Below are 15171 nucleotides of genomic sequence, written 5' to 3'. Positions count from 1 at the left end.
GATACCTGAAAAGGTTCGCAGGCTTTTTTTATGATGGCATGCGGGCAATCACCTTGATTTCAAAATCAAACCCCGCAAGCCATGTCACGCCAACCGCCGTCCAGTTGGGATACGGTGGGTGTGGGAATATCGCCTGCTTCACTTGCATAATCGTCGCAAACTGATGTTCAGGATCGGTATGAAAAGTGGTGACATCGATAATATCGTCCAGCGTACACCCCGCGGCAGCCAGCGTCGCCTGTAGATTGTCAAATGCGAGTCGCACCTGCGCGGCAAAATCCGGTTCCGGACTACCGTCGCTACGGCTACCCACCTGTCCGGAGACAAACACTAAATCGCCGGAACGTATTGCGGCGGAATAGCCATGCTCCTCATACAGTGCATGGCGGTTAACGGGGAAAATGGGTTCACGCAATATCATAAGTCACCTTTCGCTGTTAGCCGGTTAAGGACGGATGCACGGCGAGCAACATTCATTTAATATACACACCGTATGTGAAATTAACCACACATACGCAGCGTATGTCAATTCACATACGATGCGTATTTGAATACAGGAGAGAGTATGGCCGTCAAACGTCGCGCTGAAACCATGGAAGAGAACCGCAGCAAACTGGTTGCTGCCGCACGCAAAGCATTTGCAGAGAAAGGGTTTGCCGCCGCCTCCATGGACGAATTAACCGCCAGCGTCGGCCTGACACGCGGCGCGCTGTATCATAATTTCGGTGATAAACAGGGATTGCTCGCCGCCGTTGTCGCCCAACTGGACGGCGAAATGGCGCAACGTGCCAGAGAGCGGGCGGCAGATATCCTCTCCCCCTGGGACAGGTTACTTGCGGAAGGCATCGCTTATATCGAAATGGCGCTGGATGCTGAAGTGCAGCGTATTGTGCTGCTGGATGGCCCTGCTTTTCTTGGCGATCCTTCGCGCTGGCCCAGCCAGAATGCCTGTTTACAGGCCACGCGGGAAGCGGTAAGCGAGATGGTGCGCAACGGTATAATGAACCCCGTCGATGTGGAGGCCGCTGCCCGTTTGCTGAATGGCGCGGCACTCAACGCCGCCTTGTGGGTGGCCGCCAGCGAAGATCCGCAGGCCACACTGCCCAAAGTCATCGATGCCTTCACGCAACTGGCCAGTGGTCTTCGTGCGCGTTGATCGATAAAAAAAACCCGGCACATGGCCGGGAACAATGACAGATAACGAGTTTGTGTACGCCCGCAAACCGGCTGGCGTAAAGAGAAGGTAACAACCAATGAAGCCATAAGCCGGATGAAGCAGAGGCAGTGTGGCCAGGCTCGCCGTTATTTAATGACATCAATGTAACGCACAGATGACAGCCATACAAATGGGATAAAAACAGTATTGGACGGCGATGCTCACACATTGCCACCCGAAGTACCGACAAGCGTCGTCACTCAATGGGAAGCAGAGGACGCTTCCGCTTCAAGCCGCAGCACAAAATGATTATCGTGACGGGTAATTTTCGCCCCGGTCATGCCGTAATTCGCCGATAACATAAAAAACGCATCGGCATCGACATCAAACGCCAGCTCGACTTCAGTGTGTTTTCCTGAGCTAATCATTTGATATGCCTGCTTTAAATTGTACGCTTTTGCTATAGCCATGAAACATCTCCGTGCAGGGTGACTGCCTGGTTAAGATTCTCGCCCTTATCTTATAGACCGATTTCTGGAAACTAACCCGAAATTTTCCCACTAAAAATGCGAAATGCCCAGGTGTTGTAAAGCAGCGTAATCGGCGTCAGGATGGCAAAAGCCAGTAGCAAAAAGCGCTGGGTCGACGCAGGTGCAGCAGCCTGGTGAAGCGTGAGCATCGGCGGAACGATCCACGGGAAAACGGCGATTATCAGGGTGATAAAAGCGCAACTGGCTATCACCAATAGACTCGCCAGTGGAACAAAAACCCAGCGTCGCAGCAGGCTGCATGTCAACATCGCCACCGCCAACAGTGCCACGATCGTCAACGGCAACCAGAGCCACGGGTGTCGCAAATGCTCGCCTCCCCCGATCGGCAACAGCGAGCACCATACCAGCAGTCCACCGAGCATTCCCCCCGCAAACCCGGCAAGCCAGGGGATCATGTGTCGTCCCCACGCTTCCAGTTCATTCGTGCAGCGCCAAATCAGCCAACCGGCCCCCATCACACAATACCCGGAAGCCAGCGTCATACCACAATAGAGTGGAAAAGGAAGCAACCACTCTATACCGTTCCCCGTATAGTGTTGCCCATCGGTTGGAATACCCTGAAACAGTGCGCCGAAGATAATCCCCTGTGTCAGTGCAGCGAGCAGTGAACCGACGACAAGCAACGTATCGAACAGACGCGGCGCATAATGGCGATACTCGATTGCCATTCCCCGCACGACCAGCGCCAACAGCATCATAAACACTGGCACATACAGCGCACTGAGCACGATGCCATACGCCAGTGGAAACAAACCGAGTAACGCGCCAACCGTCAGCACCAGCCAGGTTTCATTACCATCCCACACCGGCAACAGCGAAAGATTGATGATATGCCGCGCCTCCGGGCTGCGCTGAAAGGCGCAAAGCATACCGACGCCTAAATCGGTGCCATCAAGCAGGATATAGATCCATAAACTGATCGCCAGCGCCGCGGCGGAAAGTGTCTCAAGCCAGGGAAAGCCCCCTATTTCTTGCATGCTTAAGTCCTCCCCGTCCCGCTGCGAAGGGCAACATCCGGCATCACGCCCTCTTCATCCGGATGTGGCGGTTGCGACATCAGACGCAATAAAAACCACAGACCCAGCGCAAACAGCGTCAGATAGACCACAACGATCACCACCAGAGAGCCGAGAACCAGTGCAGGCGAAACAGGCGAAACGCTATCCGCCGTACGAAGCAAACCGTAAACAACCCACGGTTGGCGACCGGTTTCCGTTACCCCCCAGCCCGCCAGCATGGCGGTAAAACCAGCGGGTGCCATTAACACCATCGACCACTGAAACCACCTCGTCCGCCACAATCGACCACGCAGCCGTATCACCAGTCCGGCAATGCCCGCCACCAGCATCAGCAAACCCAGAGCGACCATGATGCGAAATGACCAGAACACCCCCGGAACCCAGGGGAGATCCTCTGGCGGATAGTGATTAAGGCTGTGGATCCGTCCGGTAAGATTGTGGCGTAAATAGAGCGAGCCAATATCCGGAATGGCCACTTCCCAGTGGTTACGGCGCTGCGCCATATCCGGTGCAGCAAACAGTCGCATCGGCTCGCCTGCGCCTGGCGGCGGCGGATCCCAGGCCCCCTCCATCGCCGCCAGTTTAATCGGTTGATGATCTCGGGTATTTTCGCCATGCAGATCCCCCAATACAATTTGTACCGGCGTCATCACCAGCAGCAACCAGAGGGACAACGAGAACATATGACGTGCCGCCGGATGCCGCTCATCACGCAGCAGATGCCATGCGCCGCAGGCGGCGACCAGGCAGGCCGTGCCAAGCATCGCAGCAACCACCATATGCGCCATGCGCCAGGGGAAAGAGGGATTAATGATCGCCGCCAGCCAGTCAACCGGAATAAAGCGCCCATCGGCAGACTGAACCACGCCATCCGGCGTTTGCATCCAGGAGTTAGCAGCCAGGATCCAAAATGCGCTAAACAGCGAGCCCAACGCGACAACGATCGTCGCCATAAAATGAACCCACGGGCGAACCTTCTCCATACCGAACAACAGCACGCCCATAAACCCGGCTTCGAGGAAAAAGGCCACCAGCACTTCCATATACATCATTGGCCCCAGCACGGCTCCCGCACGGCTGGCAAGTCCACTCCAGTTTGTGCCAAACGCAAACTCCATCACCACGCCGGTGACCACCCCCATCGCCACATTGAGCGCGAAAATCTTGCTCCAGTAACGCCACAACGCAAGCCAGACAGGCTGTTTGCGCCAGAGCCACATGGCTTCGAGAAACAGCAGCCACTGGGCAAGGCCAAGGGTAAATGCCGCCAACACAATGTGAAAACCGATGGTAAAGGCGAACTGGCTTCGCGCGAGAAGCAGGGTAGTTTCCGGACTCATCACGCGTCGCTGGGCTTGCCCGTATGGGCCGAAATCGGTTTATCCACCGGTTGCGCCATTCGCCGGGAAAAGGCACGCATCCCCCTGAACAGCGGTGTTAGCGCTTGCCAGAGCTCATCATCCTGCAACATCTTCCACACCCCCTGCACACCTGGTGCTTTCTCTTCGCTATCCGTATCCTGCTCGCTGAGCGCATCCGCCATATCGCGCAAACCAAACGCCAGTTTGTAGACTTTATCTGGCGGAAGGCTGGAGAGCGCCAGAAAGATCACGGCGATATTCTGCATGACATTCAACGAGCCTTCTCGCTGTAATCCCTGCACCAGTACCTTTGCCACGGCATTATTGGCGGCAACCAAATCGTTTGCCAGTCGCAGCACGCCATGCTGATGCAGCGTTTCCAGTAATCGCGCCAGCTCCTCATGGGCATCCGGGCCAATTTTTGCCGGTTCCGGCTGATAATCAATCGCTTTAGCCATTAACATTTCTCCGGGTGAGTGGCTTTTGCCGGGGGTTCAACATAATCACTGCGCCGCCATTTGTCCTCCACGGGTACCTTGTCGATGGGCGTGCGTTTGCCATGGCGAAAATTATGTTTTGGGAGCGGGTCCGGGAAAGGTGGGCGGTCGACAGGCTCCAGACGAACAGCCACTTCTTTATAGGCAGGTGTATTAACGGCGGGATCATGGTGCTCACCCGTCAGTGCATTGACCCCATCTTTGCCCTGATGAATGGAGATAAACAGCACGGTTCCTTGCACGCGATCGGTCACCACTACCGGGAGCTCCTGCGTGCCACGCCGCGAAATCAGCCGCACCCAGTCACCCTCGTTGAGGCTGCGCGCGGCCGCCAGTTCCGGGCTGACTTCCACATACCAGTGCGGTGAAAGCGCGGTGGTACGCCCTCCCTGCCCGCTCTGGTTGGTGGACTGGAAATGCTCCAGCATACGACCGTTATCGAGCGTCAAATCATACAACGCATCCGGCTCTTCCGCTGGCGGCTGCCAGCGTAAGGGAAAGAGCGTAGCGCGCCCATCTGCCGTATTAAAACGTTCAGTGTAGAGCAGCGGCGTACTGCTGCCATCCGCACTGACCGGCCAGATTTGGGATTTCCATCCCTCCAGCCGCGCGTAACTGACACCGGCGAAACTCTCCGCAATGGCGGCCGCCTCAGCCATGATTTCGCCTGGGTGACGATATCCCCAATCATGCCCCATACAGGCCGCCAGCTGGGTTAAAATTAACCAGTCGGGCCGACTCTCCCCTAACGGCGTCATCACCGCAGAGAAGTGCTGGATCCGCCGTTCGGTATTAACAAAAGTGCCCTCTTTTTCAACGCTCGGGCAGCCCGGTAACACTACGTCGGCATATTGCGCGGTGCGACTGAGAAACAGATCCTGAACCACCAGGAAATCAAGGTTGGTAAACCCCTGATGCACGTTTTCTGCGTCCGCATCTGAAAACGCCGTCTCTTCACCAATCACATACATGGCGCGGATCGTGTCGCTGCGCGCCATCTCCACCATCATAAAATTATCCTGCCCCACTTTTAGCGACAGGTGCTCAGCGGGGACGCCCCAGGCATTTGCCCATTTGTTTCGTACCTGCGGGTCGCTAACGGGTTCATAGCCAGGGTAGAAATTTTTCAGGCAACCAAAGTCGCTGACCCCTTGCACATTATTATGCCCGCGCATCGGATACCCTCCGGTACCTGGACGCCCGTAATTGCCTGTCACCAGCAGCAAATTAGACAAGGCGGTGCTGGCATCTGCGCCATGACTATGCTGGGTGATGCCCATTGCCCATATGATGCATACCCGCTCAGCGTGACCGATCATTTCGGCCGACTCGCACAGGGCATCTTCCTGTAAACCCGTCACTTGCGCGGCGTAGTCAAGGGTGAAGGGTGCCAGTGACTGGCGGTACTCTTCCACGTGATTCACCCGTGCCGCAAGAAAGGCGTCATCCGCATAACCATGGTCAAACATGTAGCGCGCCATCGCGGAGGCCCAGACCAGATCCGTACCCGGCCGAATGCGCAGATACGCATCAGCGCGTTCCGCCATTTCATGACGACGCGGATCCACCACCAGCCATTTCTGACCGTGATGTTTTTTGGCGGCTTTGAGTCTGGCGGCGATCACCGGGTGATTTTCCGCCGTATTGCTGCCGACGATTATCACCAGATCCGCCTGGACCAGATCGGCAAGCGTGCCCGCATCGCCGCCATAGCCCACGGTACGGAACAGCCCTTCTGTGGCCGGGTTCTGACAATAGCGAGAGGAGTTATCGACGCTGTTGGTACCAATAATCGCGCGGGCGATTTTCTGCGTCAGGTAGGCTTCTTCATTGCTGCCCTTGCTTGAACCGATAAAACCAATACTGTCCGGGCCGTACTGGTCGCGGGTCTCCAGTAATTTGCGGGCGACAAGCGCCAGCGCTTCATCCCAGCTTGCCGCGCGAAAATGATCGTTTTCGCGGATCAGCGGCGTGGTCAAACGTTGAGGGCTGTTAATAAAATCCCAGGCGAACTTCCCTTTTACACAGGTTGAGATGCCATTGACCGGGGCATCCATCACGGGTTGCACCTTCAGTAAATGCCGATCACGTGTCCACATTTCAAAACTGCACCCCACGCCACAATAGGTGTAAACCGTTTTTGTCCGTTTGATCTCCTGCTGCCGTAACGTTGTATCGATGACGGAAATCCCGGAAATGATCTCCGCACCGGTAGCATTTTCCAGCGTTTTGACAATATCGATTAACGGACGCTTTAGCGAAGCAGGCATGGAGGTGAAGGGACCCGCATCCGGCTGCATGCTTTTCTCCAGTAACGCGTTACAGGGGCATACCGTGACGCAATGACCACAACTCACGCAACTTGAACCCGCAATGCGATCGCCGCCATCCCAGAGTACCCGAGGATGATCCATGGTGAAGTCGATACTCAGCGTTTCGTTAACTTCGACGTTTTGGCAGGCATCTACGCAGCGACCGCAGAGGATGCACTGATCGGGATCGTAGGTATAAAACGGGTTGGAGTCGTCTTTAACATAGGGCTTACGCTGATATGCATAGCGTTGAATGGGAATATGCATATCCACCATGGTGTTATGCAACGTACAATCGCCGGTGTTGTGTTCGCAGACAGTGCAGTACAGTTCGTGCTTTGCCAGCAGGCGATCCATCCCCTCTTCGCGTGCCGCGCGGGCCTGTTCATCAACCGAGTTGAGAACCATCCCTTCCTGGCTACGCAGCGTACACCCACGCACCCGTTTCCCCTGCTGCTCCACCCAACAGACATCACAGGTCTGGAGCGGCGCCAGCGCCGGGTGGTAACAGACATGCGGCAATGTAATATTGCAGCTCTCCAGAAAGTCGATCAGCGGGATATCCGCCAGGCCAACCAACGCCTTACCGTCATAGATGACAGTACATTTTTGCAAGCTCATTTTGCTTCCTCACCAAACAGTCATGTACGTACACTCCCGCTCCGATGAGGTCATCCGTCTGCAGTATGCCTGCCGACGGCGCTGCGTCGGCCATTATGTGGGTGACGTATCCGTTATGAGATCTAACAGTAGTCGCCCTGCGCTTTTCGAGCCAAACGGCATGCCACGGCGCGGCAGGCTCTTTAAGAGTTGTCCTAAAAACATTAGAAAAAGTGATACTTCATCGCGCCAAATGTAAATTTATGTCAATAAAAAAGCGCAATAATCCATCCCGGCATACAAAAAAAACGAAACAATCACGCTCTTGATTACTGCGTTTCGATGGAATTTTCGCTAAGTGCTTTATTTTAAAGGTACAGATTAAATACAGCTTTGTTCAATTAACATTCAGGTACTCAGTAAGTATTAGAAAAATCTTTCCAGAATGCCTCGTTTGACTATTCAGGAAGTGTGACTAAATTTATTTCCGAACCACAACGGCATACCTCAAAACACCATGCTGTTTATTTCGTCAACAATGCAGGAGAAATATTATGGCTGAACATCGTGGCGGGTCAGGTAATTTCGCTGTAGATCGTAAAAGAGCAGCAGAAGCGGGCCGAAAAGGCGGCCAAAACAGTGGCGGGAATTTTAAACATGACCCGCAGCGTGCTTCGGAAGCAGGTAAAAAAGGCGGTCAGAATAGCCATGGCGGTGGTCGTAAAGCAGGCGAGTAGTTTTCGCTTGTTGTTATTTTTGCACAGGTATTAATAAGTCACCAGCGAGCCAGTTCTGGCTCGCTAATTGTGACACGAGCAGGGGATTATTGAGAAGGTCATTAAACGTACGGACAATTTTGTCATCCGTTTAAGAATGAACTCATCAATAATTAACCCGCACTGAAATAGACACTTACCGGCCATTCATTATTAAGCTGATAACCCTGTTTCCGACATGGCGTTTTTATATCCATCCGGCAAAATTATCCGGCGCAAAATGATTAGTAACACTGAACAGTTGTCTATACGTATTGTGGGCCATTGCCGGCGGCACGCTGTCTCAGAAACAACCCGGGGAAACAGACGAAGATGCCTGCGCCGGTGGAGGAAATCGCATGCAGAACAAACTTAAACGCGTCAGAAACGTCCTCGTTAACCAACGTGCCAGTGCGGAAGTCGGTTGGTTGATCCAGGACGAATTCGCACATGACCGCCTTTATAAACCCTTTGTCACCAGCGGTGAAGCAAGCAATAGCCCACAGCTTGATGAGGAGCATGTGGACTTACGCCTTGATCCCGTTCAGCAGTATTTGGTTACCACCATGGCGAATCGCAAACAACCCGGCGATGGCAACGAATAATTAACGGATGTGTCGTGCCTTGTTGTCCTTACCCGGAATGCCCATTCCGGGTGTTTTTTTCGCACACGGCCCTGGCCCATCACAATGTCGACGTCACGCCTGTTGACTTATAATGTTATTGGCGTACTTTTCAGGACATGAAAACATTCCTGATTATTGTCCCTGATGGCGGCATGCTATTCGAAGCCGCAGGTGTTGCCGATATTCTGATGCAAGCCAACCGACTGCATACGGACGGCACGTCTCAGCCACGCTATCAAATCACTCTCGCCACCACACAACCCCACCAGGTTATTCATGGTCAGTCCGGGTTAAATCTGCTGGCCGACTACCGACTTCCGCAACTTGATCCCCGCGAACCCCGGGATACCATCATGATCACCGGCCGCGGTGTGGATGAAGAAGAAGGCACTGCGGTAGTAGACTGGTTGCGGCTTGCCGCCCCTCATGCCCGGCGGGTAGTTTCCATCTGCGGCGGCGCCATGCTGTTGGCGCAAGCAGGGTTGCTCGACGGGCGTCGTGCCACCAGCCACTGGCGGCTGCTGGACACCCTGCAAGCACGCTTCCCCCACGTCCAGGTAGAACACGGCCCGCTCTATATTCAGGACGGCCCGGTATGGACGTCCGGCGGTGTCAGTTCCGGTTTTGATCTGACGCTGGCGCTGGTGGAGGACGACTATGGTTTTACGCTCGCCCGTGATGTGGCACAGGATCTGGTGATGTACCTGCATCGCCCCGGAGGGCAGTTGCAGTTCAGCCGTTTTCATCTGCAACCGGCCAACAGCAGCGGGCCTATCAGTGAGCTGCAAACCTGGATCCTCGCCAATCTGGCCGGGGATTTATCCGTGGAGAAACTGGCTGCACGCGTGGCAATGAGCCCGCGCAATTTCACCCGCGTTTTCACCCGTGAAACCGGCGCGCCGCCTGCGCGCTATGTTGCCGAAGCGCGCCTGGCCGAGGCACGCAACCGCCTGGAGCAGACCCGCGATACGCTGGAACGCGTGGCCGAAGCCAGCGGTTTTGGCAGCAGTATTAATCTGCGACGCATTTTTGAGCGCCAGCTTCACCTGACGCCCGGCGAATATCGCCAGCGCTTCCACAGCCGCAATCTGGCGTAAAGTGATCCTTTTTTGTCGTTTACGCCAAATCAACGCCGACCTACAGTAAACGCAGATACCGCATAAGAAGGAGTCAATCATGGTAAAGGTCGGCATTAATGGTTTTGGCAGGATCGGGCGTAATGTGTTGCGCGCAGCGCTGGGCAACGCAGAGGTGGATATTGTGGCCATCAACGATCTGACCGACAGTAAAACCCTGGCGCATTTACTGAAACACGATTCGCTGCTGGGTACCCTGCCCGTGCCGGTGGACGCTGGCGAGGGGCAATTATGGGTCGACGGAAAAGCAGTACGCGTCTTCAGCGAGCGCGATCCGGCAAATATTCCGTGGCGCGACGCAGGCGTGGATATTGTGATTGAAGCAACCGGCTTCTTTACCGACCGTGAAAAAGCGGCCGTCCACATCACGCACGGCGGCGCGAAACGCGTCATTATCTCCGCGCCGGGTAAAAACGATGATTTGACCATCGTGTTAGGTGTCAACGATGAGCAGTATGATCCGCAGCGCCATTTTGTGGTCAGTAATGGCAGCTGCACCACTAACGGCCTTGCTCCGGCGGCGCAGGTGCTGCACCAGACCTTCGGTATTGAGCACGGGTTAATGAATACCACCCATGCCTATACCAACAGCCAGGCGCTGCACGACCAGCCGGAAAAAGATCTGCGTGGCGCGCGGGCGGCCGCGTTGTCTATCGTGCCGTACTCCAGCGGCGCGGCGAAGGCGCTGGGTAAAGTGATCCCGGCACTGGAGGGGCGTCTGACCGGTTATTCATTGCGTGTTCCGGTACCCGTGGTCTCCATTGTTGACCTGACCGTGACCCTCAAACGCGACGTGACCGTCGATGAGGTGAATGCCGCTTTCCGCAACGCGGCAGAAGCCGGGCCGCTGAAAGGCATTCTGGGTTACAGCGACGAGCCGCTGGTCTCCAGCGATTACCAGGGCGACCCGCGCTCCTCCATCATTGATGGCTTATCGACACTGGTGATCGGCGGCAATCTGGTGAAAATCCTTGCCTGGTACGATAACGAGTGGGGCTTCTCCAACCGCCTGGTTGAACTGGCGCAGGTAATGGCAAAACGCGGTTTGTGATCGTCTCTGCTTACCCTGACTGAACGGAACGACGCCCAAGGGCGTCGTTTTTTATTGCTCGTCAGCCAGCGCTGCCATCAATTGGACACGACGACGCTCAAGCGCCGCGATTTGCGTTTCAATGGCCGCTAAGCGCTTGCGCTGTAGTGCACGGGTTTGCGGGCAGAACGCCGCCCCTTCAACGTTACGCATACAGGCCGGAAACGTCGCAATTTCAGCAAGGCTGAAGCCGGTGGCAATCAGTTGCTGGATCTGGCGCACCTGCTCCACCGCCTGAGGCGGAAAGTAGCGATAGCCATTACAGGCACGCGTGGAGCACAACAACCCGTGCCGATCATAATGACGGATGGAACGTACGCTGACGCCCGTTTGCCGGGCGACATCGCCAATGGATAGCATCTCACCTTCTCCTTCGTTACCGCTTGACTCTGACACCAGTGTCAGGGTTGAGGATAGCCGCGAACACCCACGAGGAGGAACAATTTATGCTGTTATCCGTTTACCGTTCTATGTGCACCGTACTGCTTTTCGTATCCGTTTCGCTGTTTGCCAGCGAAAAACAGTACACCGTCACCGCCCCGGATGGCGTCACACTGGCAGTGCAGGAAACCGGCAACCCGCAAGGGCAGCCGATCATTTTTATTCATGGCCTGCTGGGCAGTCATCTTAACTGGGAAAAACAGTGGCGGGATCCGCAGCTACAGCGCTTCCGCTTAATCAGTTTTGATTTACGCGGCCACGGGCTCTCGGCAAAACCCATGCAATCTACCGCTTACAGTGAAGGCCGACGTTGGGCAGATGATGTCGCCACGGTGATAGAGGGGAGCGCTGCGCAACGCCCGATGCTGGTCGGCTGGTCGCTCGGTGGTGCGGTTATCAGCCACTATCTGGCCACGTTTGGCGATAGCCACATTGGCGGAGCGCTGTACGTAGATGGCGTCGTGGAACTGGCACCGGAACAGATCCCACCACACCCGCAGGTGTATGCCGCGATGATCTCGCCTGATTTGCGTACCCACCTTGATGGCGAACGGGCATTTCTGCGACTCTGTTTCCACCAGCAGCCGGACGAGGTGACCTTTCAACGCTTGCTGGCAAACGCCGCACTGGCATCCTGGGAGATGCAGCGTGCCGTGCCTTCAATGCATGTCGATCTTGAGCGCGGGCTGGGAAAAGCCACCGTCCCGGTGCAGTTTATCTACGGTGCGAAAGATCGGCTGGTCAACCCGCAAACATCACTGGCGCGGGCGCGTAGCGTCAATCCAACGATCGCAGCGACACTGTATGCGGATTCCGGGCATGCCCCGTTTGTGGAGGAACCGCAGCGCTTTAACCGCCAGCTTGCGGCGTTTGCGGATGCGTTACGCTGAATGAAAAAAACGGGGCATTGTGCCCCGTTTTATCAGGCGGTTATTTCGACATATCGACAACAATACGCCCGGTGATTTTCCCGGCGCGCATACGTTCAAAAATGCTGTTGATGTTCTCCAGCGGCTCAACGGCAATTTCCGCATGCACTTTATTCCGCCCGGCGAAATCCAGCGCCTCTTGCAAATCTTTGCGCGTTCCGACAATCGAGCCGCGAACGGTAATGCCATCCAGCACCATATCAAAGATAGAGAGATCGAATTTGCCCGGTGGCAATCCGTTCAGCACCATTGTGCCGCCGCGACGCATCATGGTTGTCGCCTGTTCAAATGCCTTCGGCGAAACCGCGGTGACCAGCACACCATGCGCGCCGCCAAACTCGGTGTGGAAACGCGTGCCGGGATCTTCCTGCCGCGCATTGACCACCACCGATGCGCCCAGACGGCGGGCAAACGCCAGCTTATCGTCATCGATGTCCACTGCCGCGACGTTCATACCCATCGCCACCGCATACTGAATCGCCAGGTGACCCAGCCCGCCAATGCCCGAGACCACCACCCACTCACCCGCCCGGGCTTCGGTCATTTTCAAACCTTTGTAGACCGTCACGCCCGCACAGAGGATCGGCGCAATGCTGTGATACTCCACATTGTCCGGCAGGATGCCGACGTAGCTGGCATCCGCAAGGCAATATTCCGCAAAAGTACCGTTGACCGAGTAACCCGCGTTTTGCTGAGAATGGCAGAGGGTTTCCCACCCGCCCAGGCAGTGCTCACAATGACCGCAGGCGGAGTAGAGCCACGGCACCCCAACGCGATCGCCCTCTTTTACATGCTTCACCCCTGGCCCGACCGCCACAACACGGCCCACCCCTTCATGACCGGGAATAAACGGCGGGTTGGGTTTGATTGGCCAGTCACCGTCTGCGGCATGCAGATCCGTATGGCACACCCCCGTGGCTTCAATTTTCACGAGGATTTTGCCTGGCTCAACGCCAGGCACCATCACTTCTTCAATCACCAGCGGTTGACCAAACGCTTTGACCACCGCCGCTTTCATGGTTTTCAGTTGCATGTCATCACCTCATCCTGATGTGGTTTATCAATACAGTCCCAGCGGTGAACCGCTGTAGCTCACCAGCAGGTTTTTGATCTGCTGATAGTGGCTCAGCGCCAGCTTGTGCGTTTCGCGGCCGACCCCTGAGTTTTTATACCCCCCAAACGCGGCATGCGCCGGGTAGAGGTGGTAACAGTTGGTCCAGACACGTCCCGCTTTAATGCCGCGTCCCATACGCCAGGCGCGATTGATATCCAGTGTCCACACACCGGCCCCCAGACCGAATTCGGTATCGTTGGCAATACGCAACGCTTCGGCTTCATCTTTAAACGTGGTGATCCCGAGCACGGGGCCAAAAATCTCTTCCTGGAAGCAGCGCATGCCGTTATGGCCTTTGATCAACGTCGGTTGGATATAGAAACCGTTTTGCAACCCGCCGCCATGCTCCACATGCGCGCCACCGGTAATGATTTCGCCGCCTTCATCGCGGGCGATAGAGATATACGAGAGGATCTTGTCGTACTGCTCCTGCGAGGCCTGCGCGCCGATCATCGTGTCGGTGTCAAAGGGGTCGCCTTTGCGGATGTTGGCCATGCGGGCAATGACTTTTTCAACGAACTGCGGATAGATGGACTCCTGCACCAGCACACGCGATGGGCAGGTACAGACTTCGCCCTGGTTAAAGAAGCCCAGCACCACACCTTCCACGGCTTTATCGATAAAGCCTTCATCACCGTTCATGACATCTTCAAAGTAGATGTTTGGCGATTTGCCGCCGAGTTCGACGGTGCTGGGGATAATGTTTTCCGCTGCGCAGGAGAGAATATGCCGCCCGATAGGCGTGGAGCCAGTAAACGCGATTTTCTCAATACGTTTGCTGCGCGCCAGCGGTTCACCGGCTTCCGTACCAAAGCCGTGCACCACATTGAGTACGCCAGCAGGCAGGAGATCGCCAATCAACTCCATCAGTACGCAGATCCCCAGCGGCGTTTGTTCCGCCGGTTTTAACACCACGCAGTTCCCCGCCGCCAGCGCCGGAGCCAGTTTCCAGGCCGCCATCAGCAGCGGGAAGTTCCACGGAATAATCTGCCCCACGACACCCAGTGGCTCATAAATATGGTAAGCGACGGTATTACTGTCGATCTCCGCCGCTGTCCCCTCCTGTGCACGAATACAGCCCGCGAAATAGCGGAAGTGGTCAACCGCCAGTGGCAGATCCGCCCCGAGGGTTTCGCGGATCGGTTTACCGTTGTCCCAGGTTTCGGTTAAGGCCAACATTTCCAGATTGGCTTCAATGCGGTCGGCAATGGCCAGCAGCACATTGGCACGATCCTGCACGCTTGTTTTTCCCCAGGCGTCGGCGGCAGCATGCGCTGCGTCCAGAGCCTTTTCGATATCCGCTGCATCAGAACGTGGAAACTCAGCGATTACCTCTCCGGTCACTGGTGAGGTATTGGTGAACCAGCGCTCTTCCACCGGATCAACAAACTTACCGCCAATGTAGTTTCCATAACGTTGTTTAAAAGAGACTTTCGCGCCGGCGTGGCCAGGATGAGCGTATTTCATAAGATGTTCCTCTTTTATTATCGGTACAGGTGAGGCGTCTCGCTCACATGCGGACAGGGGAACATAAGCAGTTCTTATGCCAGTATCGTACCCATGGATTAAAAATCCGTTTTTTGC

Annotated in this window: 15 protein-coding genes; 6 read left to right on the top strand and 9 right to left on the bottom strand. The window is 55.6% G+C overall.

The features are described from left to right. Window positions 1-28 precede the first annotated feature (28 nt). Complete coding sequence (locus O9K67_RS11035; RefSeq protein WP_061496419.1) at window positions 29-421, bottom strand: RidA family protein; 393 nt, start codon at window positions 419-421, stop codon at window positions 29-31. Between the two features lie 144 nt (window positions 422-565). Here O9K67_RS11035 and O9K67_RS11030 point away from each other — a divergent pair, with 144 nt between their 5' ends. Continuing rightward, a complete protein-coding gene (locus O9K67_RS11030) occupies window positions 566-1156 on the top strand; it encodes a TetR/AcrR family transcriptional regulator (protein WP_061496420.1) in 591 nt (196 codons plus the stop codon). 260 nt (window positions 1157-1416) lie between these two features. Here the strand turns inward: O9K67_RS11030 and O9K67_RS11025 are convergent, their stop codons facing one another. From O9K67_RS11025 to fdhF, 5 genes are all read right to left on the bottom strand, one after another. Beyond that, window positions 1417-1584, bottom strand: a complete 168-nt coding sequence (locus O9K67_RS11025; RefSeq protein WP_167352650.1) for a hypothetical protein — start codon at window positions 1582-1584, stop codon at window positions 1417-1419. Window positions 1585-1697: 113 nt separating this feature from the next. Then, on the bottom strand, window positions 1698-2684 hold the full coding sequence (locus O9K67_RS11020; RefSeq protein ID WP_061496423.1) for a cytochrome d ubiquinol oxidase subunit II: 987 nt from the start codon (window positions 2682-2684) through the stop codon (window positions 1698-1700). 2 nt (window positions 2685-2686) lie between these two features. After that, a complete protein-coding gene (locus O9K67_RS11015) occupies window positions 2687-4069 on the bottom strand; it encodes a cytochrome ubiquinol oxidase subunit I (protein ID WP_061496425.1) in 1383 nt (460 codons plus the stop codon). Continuing rightward, window positions 4066-4545, bottom strand: a complete 480-nt coding sequence (locus O9K67_RS11010; RefSeq protein ID WP_061496427.1) for a DUF1641 domain-containing protein — start codon at window positions 4543-4545, stop codon at window positions 4066-4068. The genes O9K67_RS11015 and O9K67_RS11010 overlap by 4 nt, the downstream gene beginning before the upstream one ends. Then, complete coding sequence (fdhF, locus tag O9K67_RS11005; protein ID WP_061496429.1) at window positions 4545-7517, bottom strand: formate dehydrogenase subunit alpha; 2973 nt, start codon at window positions 7515-7517, stop codon at window positions 4545-4547. Before fdhF ends, O9K67_RS11010 begins: the two co-directional genes overlap by 1 nt. A gap of 533 nt (window positions 7518-8050) precedes the next feature. Here fdhF and O9K67_RS11000 point away from each other — a divergent pair. The 4 genes from O9K67_RS11000 (at window position 8051) to gap (ending at window position 11064) form a co-directional block, all read left to right on the top strand. Continuing rightward, the gene (locus tag O9K67_RS11000) at window positions 8051-8233 is read left to right on the top strand and encodes a con-10 family general stress protein (protein WP_061496430.1); all 183 of its coding nucleotides are present in this window, start codon (window positions 8051-8053) and stop codon (window positions 8231-8233) included. Between the two features lie 377 nt (window positions 8234-8610). Beyond that, window positions 8611-8856: a hypothetical protein gene (locus tag O9K67_RS10995; RefSeq protein WP_061496432.1), complete on the top strand. Its 246-nt coding sequence runs from the start codon at window positions 8611-8613 to the stop codon at window positions 8854-8856. A 137-nt stretch (window positions 8857-8993) separates the two neighbouring features. After that, window positions 8994-9974 (top strand): GlxA family transcriptional regulator, encoded by a 981-nt coding sequence (locus O9K67_RS10990; protein WP_061496434.1) that lies wholly within the window; start codon window positions 8994-8996, stop codon window positions 9972-9974. 79 nt (window positions 9975-10053) lie between these two features. Continuing rightward, window positions 10054-11064, top strand: coding sequence for a type I glyceraldehyde-3-phosphate dehydrogenase (gene gap / locus O9K67_RS10985; RefSeq protein WP_061496436.1), 1011 nt, complete (start codon window positions 10054-10056; stop codon window positions 11062-11064). Window positions 11065-11115: 51 nt separating this feature from the next. Here gap and O9K67_RS10980 read toward each other — a convergent pair whose 3' ends face one another. After that, window positions 11116-11463, bottom strand: coding sequence for a MerR family transcriptional regulator (locus O9K67_RS10980; protein ID WP_061496438.1), 348 nt, complete (start codon window positions 11461-11463; stop codon window positions 11116-11118). Between the two features lie 86 nt (window positions 11464-11549). On the opposite strand from O9K67_RS10980, the gene O9K67_RS10975 reads away from it, so the two are divergent. Further along, a complete protein-coding gene (locus O9K67_RS10975; protein ID WP_061496439.1) occupies window positions 11550-12434 on the top strand; it encodes an alpha/beta fold hydrolase in 885 nt (294 codons plus the stop codon). Window positions 12435-12474: 40 nt separating this feature from the next. Here O9K67_RS10975 and adhP read toward each other — a convergent pair whose 3' ends face one another. Both adhP and exaC read right to left on the bottom strand, forming a co-directional pair. Continuing rightward, window positions 12475-13506, bottom strand: coding sequence for an alcohol dehydrogenase AdhP (gene adhP, locus O9K67_RS10970; RefSeq protein ID WP_061496441.1), 1032 nt, complete (start codon window positions 13504-13506; stop codon window positions 12475-12477). Between the two features lie 27 nt (window positions 13507-13533). Then, window positions 13534-15054, bottom strand: coding sequence for an acetaldehyde dehydrogenase ExaC (exaC, locus tag O9K67_RS10965; RefSeq protein WP_061496443.1), 1521 nt, complete (start codon window positions 15052-15054; stop codon window positions 13534-13536). Between the last annotated feature and the right edge of the window lie 117 nt (window positions 15055-15171).

This window comes from Kosakonia oryzendophytica, assembly GCF_027886705.1.
Taxonomy (GTDB): domain Bacteria; phylum Pseudomonadota; class Gammaproteobacteria; order Enterobacterales; family Enterobacteriaceae; genus Kosakonia; species Kosakonia oryzendophytica.
Note: the sequence above shows the minus strand (reverse complement) of the source record. Positions and strands in the feature narration are given on the sequence as shown.

Coding starts and splice junctions, on each gene's coding strand:
- O9K67_RS10980 (WP_061496438.1), bottom strand. CDS start 11,463: ATGCTATCCATTGGCGATGTCGCCCGGCAAACGGGCGTCAGCGTACGT.
- gap (WP_061496436.1), top strand. CDS start 10,054: ATGGTAAAGGTCGGCATTAATGGTTTTGGCAGGATCGGGCGTAATGTG.
- O9K67_RS11020 (WP_061496423.1), bottom strand. CDS start 2,684: ATGCAAGAAATAGGGGGCTTTCCCTGGCTTGAGACACTTTCCGCCGCG.
- O9K67_RS10990 (WP_061496434.1), top strand. CDS start 8,994: ATGAAAACATTCCTGATTATTGTCCCTGATGGCGGCATGCTATTCGAA.
- O9K67_RS11000 (WP_061496430.1), top strand. CDS start 8,051: ATGGCTGAACATCGTGGCGGGTCAGGTAATTTCGCTGTAGATCGTAAA.
- exaC (WP_061496443.1), bottom strand. CDS start 15,054: ATGAAATACGCTCATCCTGGCCACGCCGGCGCGAAAGTCTCTTTTAAA.
- O9K67_RS11010 (WP_061496427.1), bottom strand. CDS start 4,545: ATGGCTAAAGCGATTGATTATCAGCCGGAACCGGCAAAAATTGGCCCG.
- O9K67_RS11030 (WP_061496420.1), top strand. CDS start 566: ATGGCCGTCAAACGTCGCGCTGAAACCATGGAAGAGAACCGCAGCAAA.
- O9K67_RS10975 (WP_061496439.1), top strand. CDS start 11,550: ATGCTGTTATCCGTTTACCGTTCTATGTGCACCGTACTGCTTTTCGTA.
- adhP (WP_061496441.1), bottom strand. CDS start 13,506: ATGCAACTGAAAACCATGAAAGCGGCGGTGGTCAAAGCGTTTGGTCAA.
- O9K67_RS11025 (WP_167352650.1), bottom strand. CDS start 1,584: ATGATTAGCTCAGGAAAACACACTGAAGTCGAGCTGGCGTTTGATGTC.
- O9K67_RS10995 (WP_061496432.1), top strand. CDS start 8,611: ATGCAGAACAAACTTAAACGCGTCAGAAACGTCCTCGTTAACCAACGT.
- O9K67_RS11035 (WP_061496419.1), bottom strand. CDS start 421: ATGATATTGCGTGAACCCATTTTCCCCGTTAACCGCCATGCACTGTAT.
- fdhF (WP_061496429.1), bottom strand. CDS start 7,517: ATGAGCTTGCAAAAATGTACTGTCATCTATGACGGTAAGGCGTTGGTT.